Below are 22,389 nucleotides of genomic sequence, written 5' to 3'. Positions count from 1 at the left end.
TAATCAAAGGAGCTGCGGATGATGAGTATTGCGTTGCGTACCGTGCAAGATGTGCTGGATCACTACAAAACTGCCGTCTATGAGAAAGATCTGGAGCAGTTCCTCGCTGCCTACGCTTCCGACTTCCATATTTACGATTGCTGGAACGACTGGGCATGCACCGACTCCTCCCAATGGCGGTCCGGTACGAAGGAATGGTTTGATGAGCTCACCCAAGAAGGCGTCTTGCTCCACGTGGAGTATGATGATCTGGTCGTCGAAGAGAATGCCAACCTTGCATTCGTACGCTGCACGGTGACGTTCGCCGCGTACAACGAATCTAATGAGAAGCTCCGCCAGATATCCAATCGCTTCACGTTCGGCCTGCGAAAGGAACATGATTCCTGGGCCATCGTCCACCAACACTCCTCCCTGCCAATCAGTACCGATACCGGGCAAGGGATCTTTACCCGAAAGTAATGGCAAACACCCGTCTCTAGAGACGGGTGTTTTTAGCGTTCTACTTGACTGAAGTACCGATACACTTTCTGCAGCTTCTCCCGATGCCTGCCCCGCGGGCTCTCCATGCTGCCGAATTCGAAGAATTTCGTTCGCTTGATGCCGACATATTGGAAGAGCGCCTTGCGCATCAGGATTTTGTGAGCGTTGTTCAACCAGAAGAATGGATAGAACGCCGGCCCCTTCATACTGGAGATGCAGACGACCGATTTCCCTTTGAGCAGCCCTTCCGGAAACAGTCCGCCCTCGTCTTGATAGGCGAATCCCGCTGCGAACATCTGATCAATATACCCCATCAGCATCGCCGGGGGACGTCCCCACCAGATCGGATAGACGAATACGAGCTGATCGGCCCAGCGAAGCTGCTCCCGGTACGCCGCAAGCGCCGGGTCGGTATGCATGTCTCGGCGTCGCTTGTTTTCATTGAATAGGAGGACCGGGTTGAATTGCTCTTGATACAAGTCCAGCACCTGCACGTCTTCGATGTGCGGATTCTGTTCGCACCCGCGCAAGACTTCTTGCAGAAAGGCATAGCTCAAGCTGTTATGGTTCGGATGCGTGTAGATCACCAGCGTTTTCATGTGCAACACCCCATTTAGTTATCTTTTGATAACTATAACGGTAGCACACTTCTTTTTTAGTTGTCAAATGATAATTGTTTTCCGATAACCAATTTGATACCTTGTGAGCAGAGGTGGTTCTATGGACAAACAAGCGCTGTTCCAAAAATTCGTGACGTTCACGTCATCGGTGCACCAGATCACCAATGACATGACCAAAGACGTGCAAGCGGAAGATGTCACTCCGCTTCAATATAAGATCTTGGAATATCTGGCCGTCTGCGAACCCGTGACGATCAGCTCGATCAGCGACTGTTTGCATATGTCGCTGCCGAACACCAGCCGTGAACTGAGAAAACTAATCGAAAAGCAGCTCTGCGAAAAAGCTCCCGATCCCGAAGACCGCCGCAAACAATATATCCGGCTCACCGCGCGCGGGCAAGTGATGATGCAGGCCGCGTTTCAACAGATTCAATCTCAATTCTGGCAGCGGCTTGCCTCCGCTTCCGATGACGAATTGGACGAGATTGAACGTGCACTGGATGTGCTGCAGAAGAAAGTTTTTTATTAGGGACGAAAAAGACCTCTGCCAACCGGGAAATTTCGGTTCGCGAGGTCTTTTGCTCTGTTTCGTCAGGGCTTCACTGCTCCTCGTCCCGCTCTTGCTCTTCCCCTTGGGCCTCCGGCTCCGCGTCGTCGTCTTGATTTTTGCCCCAAAGCCCGTCCAGATAGTCTGACAGCAAGACTTCGACATCGTTGTTTTTCTCTTTCGGTTTGCGCGGCTGTTTGGACGGGTCTTCGCGCAGGTGGGCTTTCAGATTCTTGAACATCTTGATCAGCTCTTGGATTTCATGCTGCGCGTGCGGATGGCGCGGTTTCAGCAGACCGTTCGCATCGGTGACAAGTCGCGACTGCGGCTCTTGTACTTGCTCATAGATGCTGCCGACCCCTTTGCCGCCTTTTCCGTGTTTCTGATCGCCGTTGGGCCGGTCGAGGTAGGTGCTGTCTGTGGAATACGAGGATGAGTCCGCTTGGTAGAACTGCAGCAGTTCGAAGAAGAACGCCCGAATGCCCGCCTGGTCCACCGGCTGAAACCCGGCGCGCAGTGCCATCTCCACGATTTCGTCAAACGCTTTTTTGCGCTCCGACTCCCACGTTGTCGCTTTCCACTCCGCTTCGGGGTTGGATGTCTGCTCGTTTCCTGCTTTCTTCATCAAGTTCCCGATCGGGTCACCGTTCATCATTTCGATCGCGATCTTCGCCTCGCGCGGACTCTCCCAGAGGTGGGCGTATTTCTTCATCATGTGGTACGGCAAGACGTGCTCCGCGTCTTTTTCCTTCGTCCCTTTTCCGCTCTTCCCGGTTGATTCGGAGAGCATCGTCTGGATGTCTGCCGGTGTGAGATGCGGCAAGTGCTTGCGGATTTCCGCTTCAGCTTTTGCCAGTTTTGCATCGCTTTCCTGCATGAACTGCTGGTTATCGCCCGTATAGACGGCCAGCTCTTCTTGGCGGGTGCGCTTGCTGTCAGCTGTGCCGCGCACAGCTTTGTATTTTTTGAGCGTGTCGAAGTACTCCCGGCCCCGGCGCTTGTCCATATCGTGGAAGAGGATCATCTTGACCATCGCAGCTTTTGAGAACAAGGGATGCTCTTTCTGGCCGAAGTAGCGCAAGTACTGCCCGATGACCATCTGCGCATGGTGATAGAACTTGTAGCCTTCCGTCGGGTTGGAGACATCGTCAAACTTCTCCCCCAGTTCCGGGAGCTGCTCACAGAACGTGTCGATGATCTCGGCCGCACTGGCATTTTTAGCGACGAGCTCGCTGATCGTGTTCCCGACCGCTTTCACCTTTTCATTTTTCTCCTTCAGCGCCTGATAATCCCACATGCGCAGCGGCGTCTCCGAAACGGACTCCAGACCCGGTTCCCCCAGTTCCTGTTCCGTTCGGCTGTAGTTGGGATATTTTTCACTGAGCAGCTGCTGGTCTTCTTCAAAATTGTCTTGGATTGACTGGGTGACCATCGCTTGCGTGGCGGCGTTCGGGACGAGGACGCGCATGAAAAATTCCTCATCCGACCAATTCGGCACGGTCTTCCCCTGCTTTTCCTGCAGTTGTTTGTAATGCTCGTGTTCTTCTTGAATGCGTTTCATTCGTTTCTCGTAGGCCTTTTCTGCCACGGGGTCTTGCGGCTTCTTGAAGTGCTCGTCGCGAAAGGCTTGCAGGTCGAGTTGCCGCTGCTCCGGCGTGCTGTTCGGCTGCCCTTTTTTCTTCGGGTCTAAGGAGGGGGTCATGAGCGCAGTCTTGGATATTCCCTCTTGCTGTTCCAGATAGGCGGCGTAGTGCTGCCCTAACTTGCTGGCGATCTCGCCGAGGTTGGCGTCGCGATGCTGCTTTTTATCGATCCAGGGATCATACGCCGGCAGCATGGCATCGGTAAAGCGCGGGATGCCCAACCGGCCGTACAGCTCGTGCACAGGTTGTACCTCGCCGTGGTGATCGCCGAGGGGCAATTTGCCTGTGTCCAGCGCCCACGTCTTCAGCGACCCTTTGACGGCGTTTTCGCGGAAGAATTTCAGACCGTAGTCGTTTTCGTTCGCTTTGTCGCCGCTGATCAATTCGTATTGGTCCGTTTCCCCCCGCGAGTCGACGTTGGTGGCGAGCAGCTTGTTTTTTTGCTGCCCGTCTTGATAGCGGCTGGAGCTCTTCTGGTTCTGCACGGCCGTTTGCTCCGTGAATTCCTTGTATTTGTCCAGCGTCATCCGGAACGACCGGACGGTAGAATTGAATTTGCCATCGTGTTCGGCCTGGTACTTTTCGACCCATTTCAAGGCGCGCAGCGGGGTCCCGATGCTAAAGCAGATCGCTTTGTCGTTTTTGATGATCATGATGGTGCCGTCGGGCGCTTGGTGCACATCTTTGTTTTTAGCCCGATGTTTTTTCGTATACTCGTCATCCGAGTTGTCCGGAATGATCGGCTCGACTTCGACTTGATAGACCCGGACAAACAGCTCCCCTTCCTCCGATTTCTCCGTTTCGATCAGGCCGCGATTGAGCAAGTAGTGCTCGAAAAATGTGTTTTTATCATTAAAGCCGCTGGCTCCGAGCGACGGAGCGAACGCGTACAGGCCGCTCTTGTCTTCTGCGGCGGGCGACGATGGCTTGGGATCGGCAACGGCGAACTTTTGAAAGCTCGCGTCCAGTTTTTTCTGTGCTTCCTGATTGAGCATCTGCTCTTTGACTGCTGCCAGCAAGTCTTCAGGGTTCACACTCTCCACCTTAAAGTACGTCCGGAGTGCCAGCAAATAACGCTCCGCTTGTTTGGATTGACTTTGCTGGACCAGCGCCAGTTTGATCAGCAGCGGCTCCCCGAGCAGATCTTGCAAGTTGTGGTTCTTGGGGTCTTCCGGCGTGTTCGGCCGGCCATAGCTGGGGATCCTGACCTCGGCAAATTTTTGATCATATTGCGGCTGGTCGTACTTGAGAACGGAAGATCCGAACTGCTCGTCTTGCAAAGAGGTCAGCCCGCCAAGCGCGTTGTTTTTTTGTGGCATGTCGTCGATCAGGACGACGTGGCCGGATTCATCAGCGAAGCGCTCATGCAACGGCTTGTTGGGGCCTTCCCCTTGCTGGCCGTGCTCTTTGCCCCCGGAGAGGACTTTGCTGAAGTTGTCCTCTGTGAAGCCCTGCTGACCCAGCGTTTCCAGCAAGCGGTGGGCGTGGTGGTCATTGTTTGCCGTCCAGACCGATTGCTTGATCCCGTATTGGCGGTAGCGGTGCAACGCTTCGACCGCACCGGGGCGGACGGAGAGGATTTTGACTTTTTGCTTGTCTTGGTTGGAAGGCAATGGTCGGTATGCTTCGCTCTCTTGGGAGCTGGAAGGAAGAGAATCAACAACGCTTTCGAGCTTGTTGCCGAGGCTGTCATGCTCGCCGGTCGTCTCTTGCTTCTCCCGTTCCGATTGCTCTTGGAAGTTCAGGCGCCAACCGACGCCGCCGCCTTCTCCTGAGCGGTAGTCTTTCATCTTTGGAGGCTGTTGTGTAGTCGAGGTGGAAGGCGTGTACACGGCCCGGTAGTCGTCGGAACGTTTCTCCGACTCGACCACTCCATGCACGTCCAGATGTTCGTGAAAGGGGTCGGATTCGGCTCTGACCGTGCCGCCCAACCGGCTGGGAACGTCAGACTCGTGTTCATCCGGTGTGTAGGTGCCTCTGACCCGTGCGATCAGCGTTTCGTCAAGGTCATAGACGAGGTGCAGGCCTTGGTAGTAGTCTTTTCGGATGCGGTAGAAGAGGTAGTCTTTCGTATCCTGATTCTCTGGCAATTTCTTTTCTTGTTCCCAAGTGAGCAGCGTTTCTATATCGATGGTGTCGAGGTCCCGTTCGTGATTGTCAATGTTAGCCGGAAACTTGCCTTGCAGCACCGCCTGACTCGCCGTCTGCTGCTTGGCGATCCAGCGCTGAACAGCTTGGTTGCCCAGATTGCGTTGCATCTGCATGATTCGCGAAGAGAGCGTCGCAGGCTGCTGCAGCGGCGTCTGTTTGGAAGTCGAGGCTTGCGGGTCTTGCTTTTGATTCGACGGTGCAGAACGAAAAAGCTGCATGATGGAAAACCCCCTCATACAGCCATGTTAACACGGTTTAATAAGTGCAACAACGAAAATCAGGAATCTAATCGAGTGACTTTTCCTTCATTTTCGCCAATACGTCTTCCCATTTTTCTTTCATCTCTTCCCGTACGAACAGGTCCGCCAGTTTTTCCTGATGGAAGCTCACCGTTGTCCGATTTTGCTGCTTGGACAGCAAGCGAATCTGCAGCGTGGAGGATTGGCTCCAGTCTGGTTTTTGCCAAGTCAGCCTGAGCTGCTCCATCGGCTTCACCACGCGCAGTTCACCGGATACCCCTTCCTCCGTGCGGAAGACGTGCCCCTTCTCCAGCGTGAGATCGGATACGCTGCCCAGCCACAATTTGAGGATGTCGGGCGACGTGAGCATGCGCCACGCCTGCTCTTGGGAGATCGGCAGGCTGCGTCTGACGCCGATCTGAAACCCTACTTCTGCCGTTTGGCCGACCGGTTTTCGCCCGATTTTTTGTTCAAACGAACTTGCGATCAGCTCACTCCACTTCGGATGTACCGCACAGACTTCTTGCAGGTGGCCGACAATCTCCTCATGGGACCACGACGTCTCCGCTTCCTGATCCAACAGCATGATCCATTCCTCGTGGCTCTTCCCGGTTTCTGCTTGCAGCGCTTGCTTCAGCTCTGAATGTGCCAACTTGTTCGTCCTCCCGTCGCGTTGGGGTAGTTGTCAAAAATCGGATGTTTTACAAGTAATGTAACCTGCAGCGAACAACAAGTCGAACACTTTTTATGACCGAGACGGAACTGCGAGTGCCTCCCCAAAACAAAGACCTCCGCAGCTCGCTGAGCCGGGAGGTCTTATTCAGGGTTGCTGCTTGTTACAGACGTATCGAACGAGGCTTCCACACTCGCTCCAAGACGATGACGGTCATCGTGCCGAACAGCAGTCCGTTGCCCAAGATGTATTGGAGCGGCACGGGCAACCCTTGGATGGCAACGCCCGGCAAGGCCATGAGCCCCATCCCGCAGGCCAGCGAGATGCCGAGGATGCTCATCCGGCGCTCATCGAGCGGAACACTTGTGATGCTGCGCATCGCGATGCCGATCATCTGCACGAACGTCGTCAACAGCGCGGCGCTGGCGATCGGTCCTGGCAGCAGCGCCAGCCCATGCACGGCGGCGGGCAGGAACGAGACCGCCGTGAACAGCAGGCCGGCCGCAAGGAACGGTCTGACGCTGCGCTGCTCCGTCATGCGGATGAAACCGGCAGACACGGGCAGCGGAACGACGCCGATCGTCGAGAATACGGAGGCGAGCATGTGCGACACACCGCCCATGATCCCGGCCCGGTTCAGCCGCTGTGACCGCCCGTCCGGGGAAGCTCCGGTCGCATCCTCCACGGCAGAGATCGCCGCGACCGTATTCGAGATCAACAGGAACGTAAACAGCACGACCGTGATGACGATGCTGACGTTCACCAGGGGCAGCCCCCACGCAAACACGTCGGGCGGCTGCAGCCAAGCGCCGCCTGTCGCGCTGGCGATCCCGCCGGGTCGCATGCCCAGCACTTCATACAGCAGCCATCCGGCGAGCAGGCCGATCAAGACCGCATATTGTTTGACCCACCCTTTGGCCAGCAGCGAAAGCACGAGGACGAGGAGAAAAATGCCCATGGCTAAAGCGGTCACGGCGTAATCGGGCTCTGCCGCTCCTCCGGTGAGACCGAACATTCCTTTCATAAAAACACCGCAGAGTTGCAGCGCCAGCATCAGCAAAAACGTCCCCGTCACCAGCGGCGTGAACAAAAACGCCAGCCGGTGAATGGCTTTGCAAAGGCCAAGCACGGCCAGCAACACGCCGGCCAGCAGCACAGCGCCAGACAGCAGCTGCAGAGTTTCCTGCACGCTTTGCCCTTGCCGGCTGGCGAGGTCGGCGAGAACGACGAACACGCTGACCCACGAGCCGGCCGGTCCGTCCGCGATCGGCAGGCGGTGGCCGAGCCAGCCTTGCAGGAACGAGCTCAACCCGACGACCAGGCACGTGCGCTGAATCAGCGAGGCGATGTCGTCCACCGGCAGATGAAACAACGTGCCGACCACAACTGGAATCGCAATCGAATTGGCGACCAGAAACATGAACCACTGGACGGTGCTCAAGTACTGTTTCAGCTTCATCTGATCGCTCCGGCTACCACGAGAATCTCTGCGATCTCGTCGAAGCCCCGGACTCGCGCGTTCTGCAGCGGAGAGACGTCGTCCCGATCCGGAAGATTCACGTCCGCGCCGTGATCGCGCAGATTGAGATCGGCGCCCGCTGCGATGAGCGCCTGCACCGTTTCCACCTCGTTGTGATGAGTAGCGGACAAGATCGGGGTTCTCCCGAAACTGTCTGTTGTATTGATGTCAGCTCCTTGTTCAAGCCAACCCATTACGGCTGCCGTATCGCCTTTCGCAGCCGCCAAGAGCAATTGTTCATTCGCATTGATCTGCATAGTACCTGCATCCTTTCTCCCAGACTTGACCCTGTCAAGGCTGCCGTACGTCTGGAACACCGTTCCCTTCCCTAGAAGGTCACGTTCATGCTATCATGCAGAGTTGTATATGAAAAATATCTATTTCATAGGATATTCATATGAAGATCATATAGAAGGGAAGGATGAGGAAATGGATATCCGACAGCTTCGTTATTTCATCGCCATCGCAGAAGAAAAGAAGATCACCGCGGCGGCCCGAAGACTGCACATGGCGCAGCCGCCGCTCAGTCAGCAGCTCAAGCTGATGGAGCAAGAGCTTGGCATCCCCCTCGTCTGGCGCACCGGAAAATATCTGGAGCTGACCGAGGCCGGTCACGTGCTGTATCATCGGGCGACCGCCATCGTAAAGTTGTTGGAGGAGACGCTTGACGAAGTGAAAGAAACGGGCCACGGGCAAATGGGCAAGCTGACAGTCGGTGTGAACACGCTATCGGATGACCGGCTTCCGCAGTTGTTGAATCTGTTTCGCCAGCGCTTCCCGAACATCACCTATGTGATTCGCCAAAACGAATCTGCCCAGTTGTGCAAACTGATCCGGGAACGTGCGATCGAACTGGCGATCGTCCGCCTGCCGATCGACACCCTTGGATATGATGTCCTTCCGTTGCAGAGCGAGCCGTACTGTTTCGTCACCTCCCGAACCGATACCTCGTTCATAGGGCGGACAAGCGTCACAGTTGACGACCTTCGCGAATTGCCGCTCCTCTTGCCCAGCACCGAGGGGCTGGGGGTGTACCGGATGATCTTGGATGCTTTTTCGCGCATCGGCCATACTCCGCAGCTGGTCGGTGAATGCTCAGATATCCCCACGCTTTTCGAGCTTGTCGCCGCAGGATTCGGCGCCACGATCGTTCCGGAATCCGTCCTGAAACTCCACAAAGGCCACCCCGTGCGAGCGTACGAGATCGCCGACGCCCAACTTGCAACCTCTTCGGCGCTGATCTGGCTGAACGATCACTTTTTGTCCAAAGCTGCCCGCAACTTCATCGCGCTTTGTTCGGAGCAGGAGTGAGAAAGTGGTGCCGACCTTCGAATCGAACAAGCCCCGAGGCCGACTTCACTCGACCTCGGGGTTTTGCATGCGATTCAACTTTTTATAGAGGCTTGCCAGCTGCGTCCGCTCCTCTTCCGTTAACTTTTCGAATAAATTGGCGCGCAGCTTCTGCCCCACCAGAGTGGCTTGCTTGAGCACCTGAATCCCTTTGTCGGTAATGTCTAAATAACTAATGCGACGATCAGACTCATCCACTCTTCTGACGGCCAATTCCTTCTCGACAAGTTTTTCTGACAGATAACTGAGCGTAGGAGGCGTAAATCCTAAAACTTTCGCAAGGTCCGAAGGCCGGCTGTTTCCGTTTTGCTCAAGATGGCTGAGCACAAGCACATGAGAGATCCCGAGATCCTCATTGAAAGTTCGATTCCACTGCATAATCAATTGTTTCGTAAACTTATCCATATTATGTACGAGTTCGAAAAGGTTCTGCTCTTCCATAAACGCCTCCTAGGTAAAAGTAACGACAGCTCTTTCTTCACAAAAAGAGCTGTCATCATCTTATCCGTTATTGGGCTGAGAAGCCACCATCGATGACGATTTCTGAACCTGTGATGTACGAAGATTCATCAGAAGCCAGGAAGAGCGCCGCTTGGGCGATATCGATCGGTTGGCCTAAACGCTGCAAAGGTGTTGCCTGGATCAAGTGCCCCAGCAGGTCCTTCGAGGCGCTTAAAGCTTGCGTCATTGGCGTCTCAATGATCCCCGGGAAGAGCGCATTTACCCGGATGCCTTGACGGCCAAAAGCTGTAGCAGCCGCTTTCGACAAGGCGCGCACCGCGCCTTTCGATGCGGAGTAGTGATTAAAGCCTTGGCCGATCATCGCGGTGTACGAAGAGATGTTGATGATCGAGCCTTTCTTTTGGGCCGCCATATAGGGTGCGACATGCTTGATTCCGGCGAAGGGGCCAAAACCATTAATGGAGAGCATTTTCTGCCAATCCTCAAGATTGATCTGTTCGAATGGTTTTTCAGAAGAGATGCCTGCGTTGTTGACCAGAATATCGATCTTCCCGAAACGATCATTGACTTCCTTTGCCAGCGCCTGCCAATCCTCATCGGAAGCAACATTCAATTTCATGCCGTGCATATTCTGCTTCTGACTGACTTGCTCAAGCGCTGCCTCGTTAATGTCGGCAGCAATAACGATCGCACCTTCTTGTGCAAACAGCTCACCCATGCTCTCGCCGATACCCGAAGCCCCGCCGGTAATGATCGCTACTTTATGATCTAATCTTCCCATTCTAAACACTCCTTACGTCATGAGGTTGCACCGCTAGTATGAACCGTAGGCCACCCGAACAGCATCTGCAGTCCAGAAAAAATTACTCGCAAATTACTTTTCCATCTAATCATTAGACATCTAACTATTAGACATCTAGATATTAGCACAATCTTGATTCCAGTACAACGGATGAACTTGGATACTCCATGCGCTGCTTTTTTGACATAGAGCTCATACCTCCCAGCTAAAATGTAAAGAAAAAGGCAACCCATCGGGTCGCCCAATTGCTCAAGCCTGCGCGGGTGCTCCCCCTTCAGGCGGTGGTCGCTTCCCTGCTACTCGGTCAGGCTCAGACTTCGTTTATACGCGAAGATCTCCTCGACGGCTTGACGATACCCACCGGCAGCTCGGAAGGAATCGCCAATCTCAACGCATGCCTTGCGGATCGACTCATTCTGGATCACGCTTGCTGCCGTCGCTCTTAAAACTTCCGCGGTTAATCCTTCTTGAGTCAAGCGAATGCCGGCCCCGATCTCCTCCACTTGACGTGCCACCATCGGTTGATCGGCGCTCTGAGGAAATACGAGCAGCGGCACACCGTAATACAGACCTTCACTGGCGCTGTTCATTCCGCCGTGTGTGATAAACAATTTGGCGTGTTGCAGCACTTCAAGTTGCGGTACGTAGTTGCGAACGATAAAATTCGCCGGAATATCTCCCAAGTCCGCAATCTGAGTTTGCGTGCCGACAGATAGCAGCACCGTGAACTTCGTCTCTGCGAAAGCCGCCATACAGAGCTTATAAAAATCCACCGCCTGATTGAGAACGGTGCCGAGTGATATGTAGATCAGGTTGTCCGTGTCCACATTCGAGCAATCAAATTGGCCCTGTGCGCGGGGCACGACAGACGGCCCGACAAATTTGTACGACTCGTCAAAGCTTTCTCCATCAGGCTGGAAGCGTTTCGATGTATACACGATGTTCAAAGGCGCGGGATTGCAGAAAACTTCGTATGCAGAGTTAATTTGCACATCATATTTCGCTTGGATCTGACCGACCAGCTGATGAAACTCCTGTTGCCCACGTTCATGCACATCTGCGGGAAACTGGCGCAAAGCTTGTACTTGCTGCTGCTCAAAGCTGTCTTGTCGAATCGCAAAACTCGAGCACGAGTTAATTGCCGGAAGACCGAGTATTTGTGCAAGCAACCGCCCACATCCGAACATCGAGTCATGCAGGATGTAGTCAAACCGTTCTCCTTGTGTTTGCTCCAGGACGCTCGGGATGACGATGTCGGCCGTGCGCAGCAGGCCACCCACTCGCCCCCAAGGATTTCTTCCACCTGCAAGGAACGCCTCCACAAATTTGCCGCCATCGAAGGTGATCACCTTTGCTCCCGTTGGTTCGATGCGGTCACGATATTGTTCCGCAGCAACGTAAACCACCTCTTCGCCACGACGGATCAGTTCTTGTACCACGCCGAGCGTTGGATTGATATGTCCTTCCGAACCTCCATTGATGCATAAAACGCGTGACATCTTCATCACCCTTCATGAGTTTGTGATCTCGTCTTGCAGACGTCTTTCGCCTTCTTTCCCCTCCATCATACCGCATCTCGAAACCGATCCAAACGTAAAAGGCGGAATGCTCATCGCATTCCGCCTTTGACCTCTTAAGAACTCAGAGGTAGCAAATTTGAATTAGTAGCCTGCGCCACCGCCGTAACCCGGAACGAGCAGGAAGAACAGAACGAAGATGATCAGGAATACAACTGCCCAACGAGTGTAACCGCCGAAAGTACCGTACATAATTCCACCCCCTTTCAGACCTTATTCGACTTTCTCAACATCCAGTGACAAACAAGGAGTTCGTCAAAGCCTGAAACCACCACGACCATAGCCCCAGCACCAAAGACCCGCGATCAAAGCGAAGAGAAGCAGAAACCGAGCCCCAAATACAGGTTCCGCATCCAGTACCTCTGCAGTAGCTGCCGCCTGTTCCGCAATTTCTATGCCAGCTTTCTCCTTCATAACGGAAGCAATCTCGCCCCGCCCATAGGGCTCAAGTAAATGCCTCGATCATTGATTGACCGCAAAATTCCTCGGTGTTGCTTCCCGTCGTTTTGGCGCACTACGACTGGTTGACCCATTCATCGTCTTGCTGGTGTTCTCAAACTTCCGGACATCTCATTCCCCTTTTCAGGGGAATCCTTGCCTGATTAATGGCATTGCATGGTCGTCGTTTGAACCGGATAGCAAGTAGGAACAACAAGGATAAACAGAACGAAGATGATCAGGAACACAACAGCCCAGCGGGTATAACCGCCGAAAACACCACCATAACCGTCCATTTGTTTCACTCCCCTCGATTAACTTACACTGCAACATATGTGCAACAAGCAATACGAGCAACGGTATTTGTCCTTATCAGCATGAAAATGTTCTCGTGTCATGGGTATCGGTCAAGTTCACGTGGAAAACAAAACGAGCCCGTAGACCGACTTCTCTCGATCTACGGGCTCCTTATTTTCGAAACCGCACAAAAAAGGTGTGATTCTGACACGGCACACCGCGCTGACTGTAAGCGCCAGATTTCCAACGCGGCGATCTACTCCAGATCGAGGCGCATCACAACTCGACGCTCAGTGGGTCTGGTCACCTCACGGAATCCGGCTGCGGCGAACGCGTTGCGACTACCAACGTGGAGTTCCCCCCAAGTGATTTCCTTATCAGGTACGGTGATCATCGGGTAGCCCTCAACAGCGCGAGCGCCCCGCTTCCGAGCGAATTCGACGGCAGCGCGCGTGAGCTCATAGGTGATCCCGCGCCGGCGATACCCGTTGCGAATCAAGAAACAGGTGATGGCCCAAACGCCTTCATCTTGCTTATCCTCGTTCCGTCCCGCCCACGGGACTCGGCTGCTGGACAGCTTTTTGTAGGCAATCCGGGGCTCAATCGCGCACCACCCGACTGGCTCATCGTCGAGATATGCGAGAAGTCCGCTGGTTGTGCCCGCCTCCGGGTTCCCGCAGTTGGTCTCGGCGCGCAGCAGGAAGGCGCGTTCGTCGTCGTCAATCTGGTTCCACTTCGAGACCGGGATCTTGTACCGCTGACAATAGCACCGGCCTGAGTGGCACCTGGCAGCGCCTAGTACAGCCTCAAGGTCTTCCCATGACGCCTCGTTCGCGGGCACAACAGAGATGCTGCCGCCTGTCGTCGTCATAACGACCCCTTTTGACTTCGGAAATTGCCTTTCGGATTCTTTCGTGGACATCTGCCGCTTCCTCCACACGTCATGTTTTAAAATTCCAAGTTCCTATTCGTGACCAAGTACAAAGACCCCTTTTCTGAGGGGCATTCTCTCCATCTGGCATATACAAATAACAAACGCCCTCGTGTTGTTTGAACAACGAGGGCGTTTGTCTGCGAACTGAAAGGACGCTTGTGAAAAAGTGTCCCTTTTTTCGTAATTATAGGAGGGTCACCGATAAGGTGTAGTTGAAATTCGGGTCATACGAGGTGCCATTGCCGTACACCTTGATGTTGTACCAAACGTTCTGGCTCATCGTCATGGTGTATGATTCAGCGCCGCCCGCGCCATTGGCATCCACTTTTTGGATCAGGGTCAAACCATCCGGGCTCCAGATCTCGAGCACTCCGTTCAGATTCGGCGGAACGGACAGGTTGATTTTCGCGTTGCGACCAACGTAGGTAGTACTGCCCATCTTCGGTTGGAACTTCCATACGTCAACGTCGCCGCTGCGCTTGATATAACCGCTGCCGGTGTCGCCAAGGTTCATGTAGATCACCTGCGGGGAGGTAAAGGTGTTGTTGGTGTTCGAGCCGTATACGGAGTTATCTTCATACTCCCAGTAGGAAGTAGCCGCCGAGGCCGGGGCGGTGATCAGGGTCATGGCTGCTGCAAGAGCGGTTGCGCAGAGCAAAGATTTTTTCATGTCAACATCTCCTTTGGTTTTGAATTGAAAACGAGTGCGATTCCTGGCTTCCCTATCCCCCGACTGTCCACCAAACGTGTTCACCTTCCAGCAAGAAGGCTGCCATTTCCAGATCCGTTTTCCCGCTCTTCCCTTTGAGCAGTCCAGGTATGAACCTGTCGTTTCGGTTGCGTGGCCGCTGGAAATCTGACACCTTTTGGTTGATTAAAATATAGATCGGAACGAGCGCGAGTTAAAGAAATTCGAAACGAGAGGGTGGAATTCTCGCGCGAATGAATCATAAAAGGAATGAATGGAATGATTTTTTACATGTACATATTTCCTTTTACTTGATATTATTGATCTCAGGAAATAATTTCGTAAAAATATAAATTTTAGGGGGTCACTATGTACATCTACATTCTGGGTTCCTTACCAGAAGCGATTGTGAACTGGTACCTCTTCTTAACGATTGTTGGATTGAGCTGGCGTACGCGTGCAGCAAGACATCTTGTTGTCTGTCTTTTGTTTAGCCTGGCCGCCTATGCGACTTATGCTTTCCTGCCTACCTTGCCACTTCGGTCATGTGCAAATATTTTCTTATTTTTTCTCATGATCAAAGCCTGCTTCCGGTATTCCAATCGAGTAAGCCTGATCATTGCCTTATTCTATCTCGTCTTGAGCTTGGCAAAGGAAACGCTTTTTTTATACCTCTTGGACTCTGTCTCGATCTTTCCGATCGAGAGCGTTTTGAATCGATTGGACCACGAAGATCAATTCGTGATCTTGAGTTTCGTACTAAACGTTCTCTCCTTACTTACCGGCCTTTTCCTTTCCTATTTCGAGATCTCCCTTTCGCGGTGGATCTATCATCAAAACGACGAATTTAGAAGATTATCGGAGAATATCTGTATCCTGTTTCTGGTATTGTTTTTACTCATCTTATCGACAAGCACAGAGTTTTTAGGCACTTTTTTGAACTTGGGTTTGTATAAAACGGTTACCTACGTTGTTTTTATCATTTTGTTTATCGGCATCTTCATGCTCGTCTCCTTTGCAAAGATGATTGAGAAACAGAGCGTATCATCGGTGGAAAACGTCTATGTAGAGAATATGAAAAACCTGATGGATATCATCCGTTCCCATCGACATGATCATGTCAATCAGATCTATGTCGTCTCCAATCTCTTGCAAGAGCAAAAGTTTGAAGAAGCGATTGAGTACCTGAGAGAATATTCCGTAGAAGTTCGCCTTGCACAAAATCTAGTAAATATTGGCCACCTACCCTTAGCTTGCTTGTTGTTAGCAAAAGCTGAGCTTGCCAATCAATCCCGGATTCAGCTCGAATTCGATGTGCAGACGACAATCCCTCAGATGCAGATGAGATCGTATGAGTTAATTCAGGTCATTGGGAACTTAGTGGACAATGCGATCGAGGAAGAGAGAAAAGCGGAGGTGGAGAAGCGATATATAAAACTTTCTGTGGAGCGTCTGTTACAGAGCATGGTGGTTTTTAAGGTCTATAACGCAAATTCGTTTCTCTCTGAGCAGGACAGAGATGCGATATTTCTTGAGGGACATACCTCGAAAGAAGATCATACTGGAATTGGCTTATCGATCGTAAAGCGGCTGTCAGTAAAATATGAAGGTCAGATCGAAGTAGAAAGTGCGCGAAACGAAGGCACAACGATTTACCTGTTCTTGCCGATCATCACGTAATGGAGGTGCCTGATGTCTCTAAAAGTGGTAGTAGCCGATGACGATCCAAAAGTCCGCAGCGAACTGGCAGCATTTTTGAACGAAAATCTGATGGATGTCGTAGCTGAAGCAGCAACCGGCAAGCAAGCAAAAGAACGTGTTCAATCGCTTCGACCAGATGTATTGTTTCTCGACATTGACATGCCCGACGGGGACGGCCTTACCGCTTCCAAACAGTTGCGCCATGTATTCCCCGAACTTTGCATCGTATTTATCACCGTTTCTACAGACTATGGCTCACAAGCGTATGATGTGGATGCGACAGACTATCTGATCAAACCCTTTCGTGAGGAAAGGCTTTATAAATGTCTACGGAAAATCGAACAGACACGGATGAAAGATTCCATGCAACAAGCGGAGACAAGCCGATTGGGGATCAAGACCAACCGGGGAATCGAGTTAATCGATCAAAATCAGATCGGGTTCATTGCGGCAGACTCCAAAGCGTCGACGATTTATCTGAAAGAGGGTCCAAGGAAACAGATTCAAGTATTTGAAACGTTGAAAACGTTGGAAGAACGCGTGAATCGCTCGATCTTCTTCCGCTCTCATCGAAGTTTTTTGATCAACTTAAATCATGTCAAAACGATCTCGCCATCAGGTCAAACCTACATGGTGACATTTGACGGCTTGCCGGAAGTTGCCTATGTGAGCCGCAACATGATTACGCAATTCTATAAGCGAATCAATTTCTAATCAACTGAAATGAAATAGATCGCCCTACGAGTTGCTAACTCCGGCGATCTATTTCGCAACAGTTATGAGCCGACACCCTTGCCGGGTAATTTAGCGTGTGCGTTGCTTGTGACAATCTTCACACCTCATGAATGTCAGAGCTTCGACGCTCACCGTTTTTTTACGACCGGCACCCATAACTCGTTCTTATTTTCCTCGATGGGCAGGTAGCATTCGATGGCCGGCAAGTAAGCAAGCTCATAGGCGGAGACGGGCACCCACTCCGTGTACAGACGTTTCCAGATGTCTTGAAGTTGATCTGGAGATCCAGGCGCTTCAAAAACCGCCCAAGTCGCTTCCGGAAACTCCATTCTGACCATCCCTTCCGGTGGTGCTTGTTCAGAAGCGATCGCCATGATGTAGTCAAATTCTTCATTCTTTCCAAATTCCCCATTCGCACAGACACCCAAAATGCCCCGCATCATGTGGTCAGCATTGCGGACCTCCCAGAGCTGCCCGAAAATCCCCCTCTCCCCTGCACTTGCCCAGATCTTGGGGACCTCGTCAAAAGCCTGTTCCGTGTTGACACGATTCTTGATGCCGACAATTGAGAACGGACCGCATGCTTCGATTCTGTAATCCATTTCCGCAACTCCTTTGATTGAGAGTTGAAAGGACATTCGCGGGTAGGCTTTGAGTTTCGTCCCCGCGCTGCGGGCGGCCGTCGGCGTGGTGCCATGTACTTTTTGAAACGCACGGGTAAAGGCCTCGGGGGAGTCATAGCCATACTTGAGCGCCAGATCGATCACCTTGACATCGCTGCTCTGCAGTTCAAAAGCCGCTAACGTGAGCCGCCGTCTGCGAATGTACTCGGACAGCGAAACTTCTGTAAGAAAGGAAAACATCCGTTGGAAATGATACGTGGAGCAGCATGCGATTTTGGCTGCTTCGGCGTACTCGATTTCCTCCGTGATCCGCTCTTCGATATAACGAATCGCCTCATTCATTCGCGCTACCCAATCCATCCTCACGATCACCCTCTCGTCTTCACTATATTGCATTCTTCAGAAGTGAGCCGTGCATCTCCTGCACCAAACTGTCAGGTTGGTGCGGCCTTCCTTCTACGAAACCCTTTCAAATTGAAAAAGACCTCCTTTGCACATGGCCGAAGGAGATCTCGTTATGCGCGGCTAGAGCGCATTGCTTTGACGTTTTTTATCCCGTTGTCGTTCACGAACTCCTTGTACTCATCAGACTCGACAGCGTACAGGGCCACTTTGCCCTGTGCATCATGATGAATCCCCCACCCGTAGCGCTTACATAAAGACGAGGTACGAAGACAAGGCTGCCCTTTGGAGAAAAACTTCTCGCGCGCTGCTTGCCTTTGTTCATCTGGTATCTGATTGCGCAGAGCATATACTTCAAATAGTACATCCTCTTGTGTGTATTTGTAAGGATGGTTCGCAATCAACTCGTATTGTAATACGGGAATGGTCTTCGTCTCACCCTTTGTCACTGGGATCTGAGCCACTCCAACCGGGCAGTCTGCAGCCACTTCGATAAAAGTGTTGTAGTTGTTCATGTCTTTCACGCTAGAAGTATCCTCCTTACACCCTCTTGCTCTATTTTCGAGCATCAAGGACAAACAAAGATGCGTCGTGGTTCATGAATATTTTACTTCCCGAATAGATCGTTTTGGATTGTATTTCTCGATAACCGATCTTACTCATCAGTTCGATCAGGTTTTCTTGATCAAATCCGTTATGGACCTTGTCGGAGGCTACGTTTTCGTTTTTATTAAAATCTACGATCAGCAAATGCCCTCCTGCGTTTAGAACCTCATACAGCCTCGACAGCACGACTTCAATATGATCAATATGGAGGAGAACCTGAGCCATGAAAATGTAGTCAGCATGTAAATCAGATCGACCCTCTTTTTCGAAATCAAAGCATAACGTCTCTGCATTCCGGATCTCAAATTCGGTGATTTTTTGGTTCATTTCATTGATCATATTTTGTGAGGTATCCAGAAAAAGAATCGAGTTGAAGTCATCTAATAAGTTCACTCCAACAAGACCCGTTCCGCACCCAAAATCTATCGCGTTCTTGTCTTTTGCATCCACTACATATTCACGAATGGCATCTGATGCTACCTTCGCAATGTGGACTCGTTCAGAAGTGTCATACCGCTTCGCCATCATTTCAAAGATGTCGGTGTTTCCCATTCGTGCCACTCCCCAGCTGTCGGAATCGAAATCAAAAACCATCAAACCAATAAAATAGACGAATCACGTTCGATACTTGTCCACACCGAAACTCGCCCCTCCTCATACCCTGTTTGCAGGAGGTGAAGTTTACCATGGCAAGAAAAGTTCAAATTCGCGATTACCAAGCTGTCCAGCCGCGGAGCCGTACGAATACCGGAACTGCAACTGCGATTCCGCGTGCTCCGCGTCGGCTGCGTCTGGCCACGATTCGTCTGACCGTACCAAGCGGAACGACGACCGGACGCCGTAACACGGTGGAGCTGTTGGCAACCGTCGGCGTAAAAGGCGTTCGTAACATCGCGCAACTGGTGTTTCGCGTATTGCGGGACAATGTGGAGATCTTCCGCACGCAACAAGGCGTGGAGTCGACCGGGTCCGAACAGTTCTACACGGTTGCTCTCCAAGCAATCGACTTGAACCCGCGCGCCGGCACTCATTCCTACACCTTGACCGTCGAAAACGCGACTGCGAATTCGACAGCACAAGTTGTCGGGCCGATCAACCTCAGTGGCAAAGTCATCGAGCGCAGCACAACAACAACAACAACAACTGCATAACTATGCAGGGAAAGACAAGCTATTCATAGCTTGTCTTTCTTCCTTGTACAAATAAGGAGCAAGATGATCCTTCAATATTCTCCTTTGATCACAAAGAACGAGCCCCGAATGGTTCCAGCAAGTTTCGACTTCTGTCTGGCAAACTTAAACTTTCCTTCTAACTCCTTGGGTACTTCCATCCCCTCAGAAAGCTTAAAACCAACGGCCCGCTTCTTACCGTCATCAACCGTATACATGACGTTGAGCCCAAGGCCATCCTCATAAAAGACGTAGGTCATTTTGATATTTTCCACTTGAAAACTCGATGTTTCTAAAGGTTTGGCCGAAAACTCAATGTCACGTTCTTTCAAAATTCGGTTCACATAATCCAGTGCTTCCTGACTTTCGCTAGCCGGTACAACCGTAAATTCATGCTTGTATTTGTTCATGTGGTACCGGGCTTCATTCGCACGCAAACCAGCCAGCGCTTCTGCTACAGGTGATGATTCTAAGCCAACCGTAGACACGTTTTTGAAATCAACGATATAGGACATTTGTATCGCTCCTCTTATCTCTTTTTTCCTAAGCTGCAAACGGTTCGCTTGCAATCATTCTTCCTCGTCCTCCAACAGTCTGTGCAAGCGCAACATATTCGTAGTCCAGAACTGGTTGTAGAAAGCCACCCAATCTTGAATTTCTCTGAGCGGAGAGGCGTTGAGCCGATATCGGGTTTCTCTGCCGACTTTTCGGTCAAGTACCAGTCCGGCCTCTTTCAGGATCGTCAAATGCTTAGATACCGCTGTACGGCCCATTGCAAACTGTGCCGTTAATTCATGCAGCGGTACCTCCTCCGACTCTGCCAACAGACGGATCAGTTGGCGCCTCGTTGGATCTGCAATCGCATCAAACACATCCCGCAATTGTTTGTTCTCACTCACAACACCCACTCACCACCCCAAAAGTCTGCGGCCACTCAGCAATTATTTTTCCTCGGGGCTGTGTTCCTTCACATCATGGTACCAAACTGATTGGACACCATTTGGTGACGCTTTGATTATATGACACCATTTGGTGTCTTGTCTAGAGTAAAATCTCACCGAGGGGATCGGACTTCTCCACTTGTTTATTCGCGGCTCATGAAACGGTTTCCCTACTTGCGGTACGGTTCACCTATGCCGTATCAAGGACAAGCCTGGCATGCCTGAGTCTTGCCATCTAACAGCGCCAGAGTGTTAGTTGCTTAACGATTCATATACCAATCCAGCGCTTTTCTTTCTAACTCTTTGACAAATTCGTCTTTACCATCCATATAAGCTTCGATATTCTTAGGGAATTTTATTGCAAGATTTGCTTTCAAATTCCCGTACTTCACTGCCTCTTCGACATGCGCACGGAGGTAGTCTCTTACAGCCAAATGGCGATAAATATCTTCCTTGTTATCGATCTGAAAGATATGGACATGATGTGTTCGATCATCTCCGCCTTTTCTGAAGTACCTTCTGCCCTTCATGCCCAACTCGCCCATACACTCGTAACCAAGGCCATTCATTTGTTCGTTATACAAATCGACCCTTTCAATATCTGTTACGACGGGCATGATATCGATAATGGGCTTGGCGTGTAATCCTGGAACAGAGGTGCTTCCAATATGATGAATCTCAAGTAACTCATCGCCAAAAACATCTTTAATTTTTTGAGCTTCCTCGCTGAACATTTGTCTCCAATGATCGTTGTATTCCTTCACCACAACATTCATCTGACCAGCCTCCTCAAACATGAACTATTATATACATTCTAAACAACCATATTGTTCCCGTCATGCTTTTATCGACACCCGATTGACATCAAGATCACAGCACTATATAGTGAGCGTAGTAAGTATAACAACTACTAGGTGGGTTCTTATGGAAGAAATCTTTAAAGAGTTGCAAAAGCTTGGCTTTTCCCAATACGAATGCAAAGCCTACATCAGTTTGTTGAAGATCTCTCCAATCACAGGCTACGAAATCAGCAAGCGCTCAGGCGTACCGCGCTCCATGATTTATGAAGTGATCGGCAAGCTGCTCGACAAAGGGGCGATCTATACCGTACCTTCAGAGCCGGTCACGTACGCACCGCTGCCAGCCAAGGACTTGATCGGGAGACTGCGCAACAACTTTGAACAATCCTTTGATTACTTGGAAAAAAACCTCTCCGCACTGGAAAGCGAACAAGAAGTAGACCTCATCAGACGAATCAGCAGCGACGAGCACGTCCTCATGGAAATCAACGAAATGATCGAGGAAGCCAAAGAAGAGCTCTGGCTCTCCATTTGGGAACCGCAGGTCGGATTTATCCAGGAGCGGATTGACCGACGCGTACACGAGGGAATCCCTGTCTTTTCCGTGCTGTTTGGAAAAGCAGAAACACAGCTGGGGACCACCTACCATCACGATTATATGGCTCCGGAAGTGGCAGAAGAGCGAATGGGCGGTCATCTGACCATCGTGGCAAGGGACAAAGAAGAAGTCTTGATCGCCAACTTCGGACCGAATCGAGTAGCGTGGGCAATCAAAACCCAAGACCCGGCACTTGTCCTCGTAGCCATCGAATACATTCGCCACGATATCATGTTTGCTGAGGTAACCAAGGTGCTTGGCCCGGAAAAAGTAGAAGCTCTTTGGAGAAACAAACCGGATCTCTATCATGTGGTAACAGGAAAACGGTTCATGTAGATGTGAACCGTATTTTCTTCCCCTTTTTCATAGTCGTTATCATTCTAACATCTAAAGA

Annotated in this window: 24 protein-coding genes; 7 read left to right on the top strand and 17 right to left on the bottom strand. The window is 51.4% G+C overall.

The genetic code is table 11. The annotated features are described in order from the left end of the window. The first annotated feature begins 21 nt into the window (after positions 1-21). Positions 22-459: a YybH family protein gene (locus EV586_RS18040; RefSeq protein ID WP_165898690.1), complete on the top strand. Its 438-nt coding sequence runs from the start codon at positions 22-24 to the stop codon at positions 457-459. 32 nt (positions 460-491) lie between these two features. On the opposite strand, the gene EV586_RS18035 is transcribed toward EV586_RS18040, so the two are convergent. Further along, entirely contained in the window at positions 492-1,079 is a 588-nt protein-coding gene (locus EV586_RS18035; protein WP_132946481.1) for an NAD(P)H-dependent oxidoreductase, read from the bottom strand. Between the two features lie 121 nt (positions 1,080-1,200). Here EV586_RS18035 and EV586_RS18030 point away from each other — a divergent pair, with 121 nt between their 5' ends. Beyond that, positions 1,201-1,629 (top strand): MarR family winged helix-turn-helix transcriptional regulator, encoded by a 429-nt coding sequence (locus tag EV586_RS18030; protein ID WP_132946480.1) that lies wholly within the window; start codon positions 1,201-1,203, stop codon positions 1,627-1,629. Between the two features lie 70 nt (positions 1,630-1,699). Here EV586_RS18030 and EV586_RS18025 read toward each other — a convergent pair whose 3' ends face one another. From EV586_RS18025 to EV586_RS18010, 4 genes are all read right to left on the bottom strand, one after another. After that, positions 1,700-5,659, bottom strand: coding sequence for a hypothetical protein (locus tag EV586_RS18025; protein ID WP_132946479.1), 3,960 nt, complete (start codon positions 5,657-5,659; stop codon positions 1,700-1,702). Between the two features lie 67 nt (positions 5,660-5,726). Further along, positions 5,727-6,332: an SRPBCC family protein gene (locus EV586_RS18020; protein WP_243653078.1), complete on the bottom strand. Its 606-nt coding sequence runs from the start codon at positions 6,330-6,332 to the stop codon at positions 5,727-5,729. Positions 6,333-6,516: 184 nt separating this feature from the next. Further along, positions 6,517-7,812 carry a purine/pyrimidine permease gene (locus tag EV586_RS18015; protein ID WP_132946478.1) on the bottom strand — a complete coding sequence of 432 codons (1,296 nt, stop codon included), beginning with the start codon at positions 7,810-7,812 and terminating at the stop codon, positions 6,517-6,519. Then, positions 7,809-8,129, bottom strand: a complete 321-nt coding sequence (locus EV586_RS18010) for an ankyrin repeat domain-containing protein (protein WP_132946477.1) — start codon at positions 8,127-8,129, stop codon at positions 7,809-7,811. Before EV586_RS18010 ends, EV586_RS18015 begins: the two co-directional genes overlap by 4 nt. A gap of 172 nt (positions 8,130-8,301) precedes the next feature. Here EV586_RS18010 and EV586_RS18005 point away from each other — a divergent pair, with 172 nt between their 5' ends. Next, a complete protein-coding gene (locus EV586_RS18005) occupies positions 8,302-9,183 on the top strand; it encodes a LysR family transcriptional regulator (RefSeq protein WP_132946476.1) in 882 nt (293 codons plus the stop codon). A 45-nt stretch (positions 9,184-9,228) separates the two neighbouring features. Here the strand turns inward: EV586_RS18005 and EV586_RS18000 are convergent, their stop codons facing one another. The 6 genes from EV586_RS18000 to EV586_RS17980 all read right to left on the bottom strand — a co-directional run bounded on the left by EV586_RS18000 (position 9,229) and on the right by EV586_RS17980 (position 14,402). Beyond that, positions 9,229-9,663, bottom strand: a complete 435-nt coding sequence (locus EV586_RS18000; RefSeq protein ID WP_132946475.1) for a MarR family winged helix-turn-helix transcriptional regulator — start codon at positions 9,661-9,663, stop codon at positions 9,229-9,231. Positions 9,664-9,730: 67 nt separating this feature from the next. Next, positions 9,731-10,465, bottom strand: a complete 735-nt coding sequence (locus tag EV586_RS17995) for an SDR family NAD(P)-dependent oxidoreductase (protein ID WP_132946474.1) — start codon at positions 10,463-10,465, stop codon at positions 9,731-9,733. 317 nt (positions 10,466-10,782) lie between these two features. Then, on the bottom strand, positions 10,783-11,985 hold the full coding sequence (locus EV586_RS17990) for a macrolide family glycosyltransferase (RefSeq protein WP_132946473.1): 1,203 nt from the start codon (positions 11,983-11,985) through the stop codon (positions 10,783-10,785). Between the two features lie 680 nt (positions 11,986-12,665). Further along, the gene (locus EV586_RS21670) at positions 12,666-12,797 is read right to left on the bottom strand and encodes a hypothetical protein (protein WP_279388308.1); all 132 of its coding nucleotides are present in this window, start codon (positions 12,795-12,797) and stop codon (positions 12,666-12,668) included. A gap of 257 nt (positions 12,798-13,054) precedes the next feature. Further along, positions 13,055-13,720: a GNAT family N-acetyltransferase gene (locus EV586_RS17985; protein WP_207893938.1), complete on the bottom strand. Its 666-nt coding sequence runs from the start codon at positions 13,718-13,720 to the stop codon at positions 13,055-13,057. Between the two features lie 196 nt (positions 13,721-13,916). After that, positions 13,917-14,402, bottom strand: a complete 486-nt coding sequence (locus EV586_RS17980) for a hypothetical protein (protein ID WP_132946472.1) — start codon at positions 14,400-14,402, stop codon at positions 13,917-13,919. A gap of 387 nt (positions 14,403-14,789) precedes the next feature. Here EV586_RS17980 and EV586_RS17975 point away from each other — a divergent pair, with 387 nt between their 5' ends. Both EV586_RS17975 and EV586_RS17970 read left to right on the top strand, forming a co-directional pair. Next, positions 14,790-16,100 (top strand): sensor histidine kinase, encoded by a 1,311-nt coding sequence (locus tag EV586_RS17975; RefSeq protein WP_132946471.1) that lies wholly within the window; start codon positions 14,790-14,792, stop codon positions 16,098-16,100. A gap of 12 nt (positions 16,101-16,112) precedes the next feature. Further along, on the top strand, positions 16,113-16,835 hold the full coding sequence (locus EV586_RS17970; RefSeq protein WP_132946470.1) for a LytR/AlgR family response regulator transcription factor: 723 nt from the start codon (positions 16,113-16,115) through the stop codon (positions 16,833-16,835). A gap of 149 nt (positions 16,836-16,984) precedes the next feature. Here EV586_RS17970 and EV586_RS17965 read toward each other — a convergent pair whose 3' ends face one another. The 3 genes from EV586_RS17965 to EV586_RS17955 form a co-directional block, all read right to left on the bottom strand. After that, a complete protein-coding gene (locus tag EV586_RS17965) occupies positions 16,985-17,839 on the bottom strand; it encodes an AraC family transcriptional regulator (RefSeq protein ID WP_132946469.1) in 855 nt (284 codons plus the stop codon). 155 nt (positions 17,840-17,994) lie between these two features. Continuing rightward, entirely contained in the window at positions 17,995-18,396 is a 402-nt protein-coding gene (locus tag EV586_RS17960) for a DUF6157 family protein (protein ID WP_481937771.1), read from the bottom strand. A 40-nt stretch (positions 18,397-18,436) separates the two neighbouring features. Beyond that, a complete protein-coding gene (locus EV586_RS17955) occupies positions 18,437-19,039 on the bottom strand; it encodes a class I SAM-dependent methyltransferase (RefSeq protein WP_132946467.1) in 603 nt (200 codons plus the stop codon). 134 nt (positions 19,040-19,173) lie between these two features. Here EV586_RS17955 and EV586_RS17950 point away from each other — a divergent pair, with 134 nt between their 5' ends. Next, complete coding sequence (locus EV586_RS17950; RefSeq protein ID WP_132946466.1) at positions 19,174-19,638, top strand: exosporium protein C; 465 nt, start codon at positions 19,174-19,176, stop codon at positions 19,636-19,638. 71 nt (positions 19,639-19,709) lie between these two features. Here EV586_RS17950 and EV586_RS17945 read toward each other — a convergent pair whose 3' ends face one another. The 3 genes from EV586_RS17945 to EV586_RS17935 all read right to left on the bottom strand — a co-directional run bounded on the left by EV586_RS17945 (position 19,710) and on the right by EV586_RS17935 (position 21,373). Then, entirely contained in the window at positions 19,710-20,171 is a 462-nt protein-coding gene (locus tag EV586_RS17945) for a phage tail protein (RefSeq protein WP_132946514.1), read from the bottom strand. A 54-nt stretch (positions 20,172-20,225) separates the two neighbouring features. Next, a complete protein-coding gene (locus tag EV586_RS17940; protein ID WP_132946465.1) occupies positions 20,226-20,555 on the bottom strand; it encodes an ArsR/SmtB family transcription factor in 330 nt (109 codons plus the stop codon). A gap of 302 nt (positions 20,556-20,857) precedes the next feature. Beyond that, positions 20,858-21,373, bottom strand: coding sequence for a GrpB family protein (locus EV586_RS17935; RefSeq protein ID WP_132946464.1), 516 nt, complete (start codon positions 21,371-21,373; stop codon positions 20,858-20,860). A 148-nt stretch (positions 21,374-21,521) separates the two neighbouring features. Here EV586_RS17935 and EV586_RS17930 point away from each other — a divergent pair, with 148 nt between their 5' ends. Beyond that, on the top strand, positions 21,522-22,331 hold the full coding sequence (locus tag EV586_RS17930; protein WP_132946463.1) for a TrmB family transcriptional regulator: 810 nt from the start codon (positions 21,522-21,524) through the stop codon (positions 22,329-22,331). Positions 22,332-22,389 lie beyond the last annotated feature (58 nt).

It is taken from the genome of Tumebacillus sp. BK434 (genome assembly GCF_004340785.1).
Lineage (GTDB): Bacteria > Bacillota > Bacilli > Tumebacillales > Tumebacillaceae > Tumebacillus_A.
The sequence above is the reverse complement of the archived record's forward strand: the minus strand, read 5'-3'. Positions and strand labels throughout refer to the sequence as shown.

What these genes read in the sequence shown, in the direction of transcription:
- EV586_RS18040 (WP_165898690.1), top strand. Translation starts at nt 22, where the DNA reads ATGAGTATTGCGTTGCGTACCGTGCAAGATGTGCTGGATCACTACAAA.
- EV586_RS18035 (WP_132946481.1), bottom strand. Translation starts at nt 1,079, where the DNA reads ATGAAAACGCTGGTGATCTACACGCATCCGAACCATAACAGCTTGAGC.
- EV586_RS18030 (WP_132946480.1), top strand. Translation starts at nt 1,201, where the DNA reads ATGGACAAACAAGCGCTGTTCCAAAAATTCGTGACGTTCACGTCATCG.
- EV586_RS18025 (WP_132946479.1), bottom strand. Translation starts at nt 5,659, where the DNA reads ATGCAGCTTTTTCGTTCTGCACCGTCGAATCAAAAGCAAGACCCGCAA.
- EV586_RS18015 (WP_132946478.1), bottom strand. Translation starts at nt 7,812, where the DNA reads ATGAAGCTGAAACAGTACTTGAGCACCGTCCAGTGGTTCATGTTTCTG.
- EV586_RS18010 (WP_132946477.1), bottom strand. Translation starts at nt 8,129, where the DNA reads ATGCAGATCAATGCGAATGAACAATTGCTCTTGGCGGCTGCGAAAGGC.
- EV586_RS18005 (WP_132946476.1), top strand. Translation starts at nt 8,302, where the DNA reads ATGGATATCCGACAGCTTCGTTATTTCATCGCCATCGCAGAAGAAAAG.
- EV586_RS18000 (WP_132946475.1), bottom strand. Translation starts at nt 9,663, where the DNA reads ATGGAAGAGCAGAACCTTTTCGAACTCGTACATAATATGGATAAGTTT.
- EV586_RS17995 (WP_132946474.1), bottom strand. Translation starts at nt 10,465, where the DNA reads ATGGGAAGATTAGATCATAAAGTAGCGATCATTACCGGCGGGGCTTCG.
- EV586_RS17990 (WP_132946473.1), bottom strand. Translation starts at nt 11,985, where the DNA reads ATGTCACGCGTTTTATGCATCAATGGAGGTTCGGAAGGACATATCAAT.
- EV586_RS21670 (WP_279388308.1), bottom strand. Translation starts at nt 12,797, where the DNA reads ATGGACGGTTATGGTGGTGTTTTCGGCGGTTATACCCGCTGGGCTGTT.
- EV586_RS17985 (WP_207893938.1), bottom strand. Translation starts at nt 13,720, where the DNA reads ATGTCCACGAAAGAATCCGAAAGGCAATTTCCGAAGTCAAAAGGGGTC.
- EV586_RS17980 (WP_132946472.1), bottom strand. Translation starts at nt 14,402, where the DNA reads ATGAAAAAATCTTTGCTCTGCGCAACCGCTCTTGCAGCAGCCATGACC.
- EV586_RS17975 (WP_132946471.1), top strand. Translation starts at nt 14,790, where the DNA reads ATGTACATCTACATTCTGGGTTCCTTACCAGAAGCGATTGTGAACTGG.
- EV586_RS17970 (WP_132946470.1), top strand. Translation starts at nt 16,113, where the DNA reads ATGTCTCTAAAAGTGGTAGTAGCCGATGACGATCCAAAAGTCCGCAGC.
- EV586_RS17965 (WP_132946469.1), bottom strand. Translation starts at nt 17,839, where the DNA reads ATGGATTGGGTAGCGCGAATGAATGAGGCGATTCGTTATATCGAAGAG.
- EV586_RS17960 (WP_481937771.1), bottom strand. Translation starts at nt 18,396, where the DNA reads ATGAACAACTACAACACTTTTATCGAAGTGGCTGCAGACTGCCCGGTT.
- EV586_RS17955 (WP_132946467.1), bottom strand. Translation starts at nt 19,039, where the DNA reads ATGGGAAACACCGACATCTTTGAAATGATGGCGAAGCGGTATGACACT.
- EV586_RS17950 (WP_132946466.1), top strand. Translation starts at nt 19,174, where the DNA reads ATGGCAAGAAAAGTTCAAATTCGCGATTACCAAGCTGTCCAGCCGCGG.
- EV586_RS17945 (WP_132946514.1), bottom strand. Translation starts at nt 20,171, where the DNA reads ATGTCCTATATCGTTGATTTCAAAAACGTGTCTACGGTTGGCTTAGAA.
- EV586_RS17935 (WP_132946464.1), bottom strand. Translation starts at nt 21,373, where the DNA reads ATGAATGTTGTGGTGAAGGAATACAACGATCATTGGAGACAAATGTTC.
- EV586_RS17930 (WP_132946463.1), top strand. Translation starts at nt 21,522, where the DNA reads ATGGAAGAAATCTTTAAAGAGTTGCAAAAGCTTGGCTTTTCCCAATAC.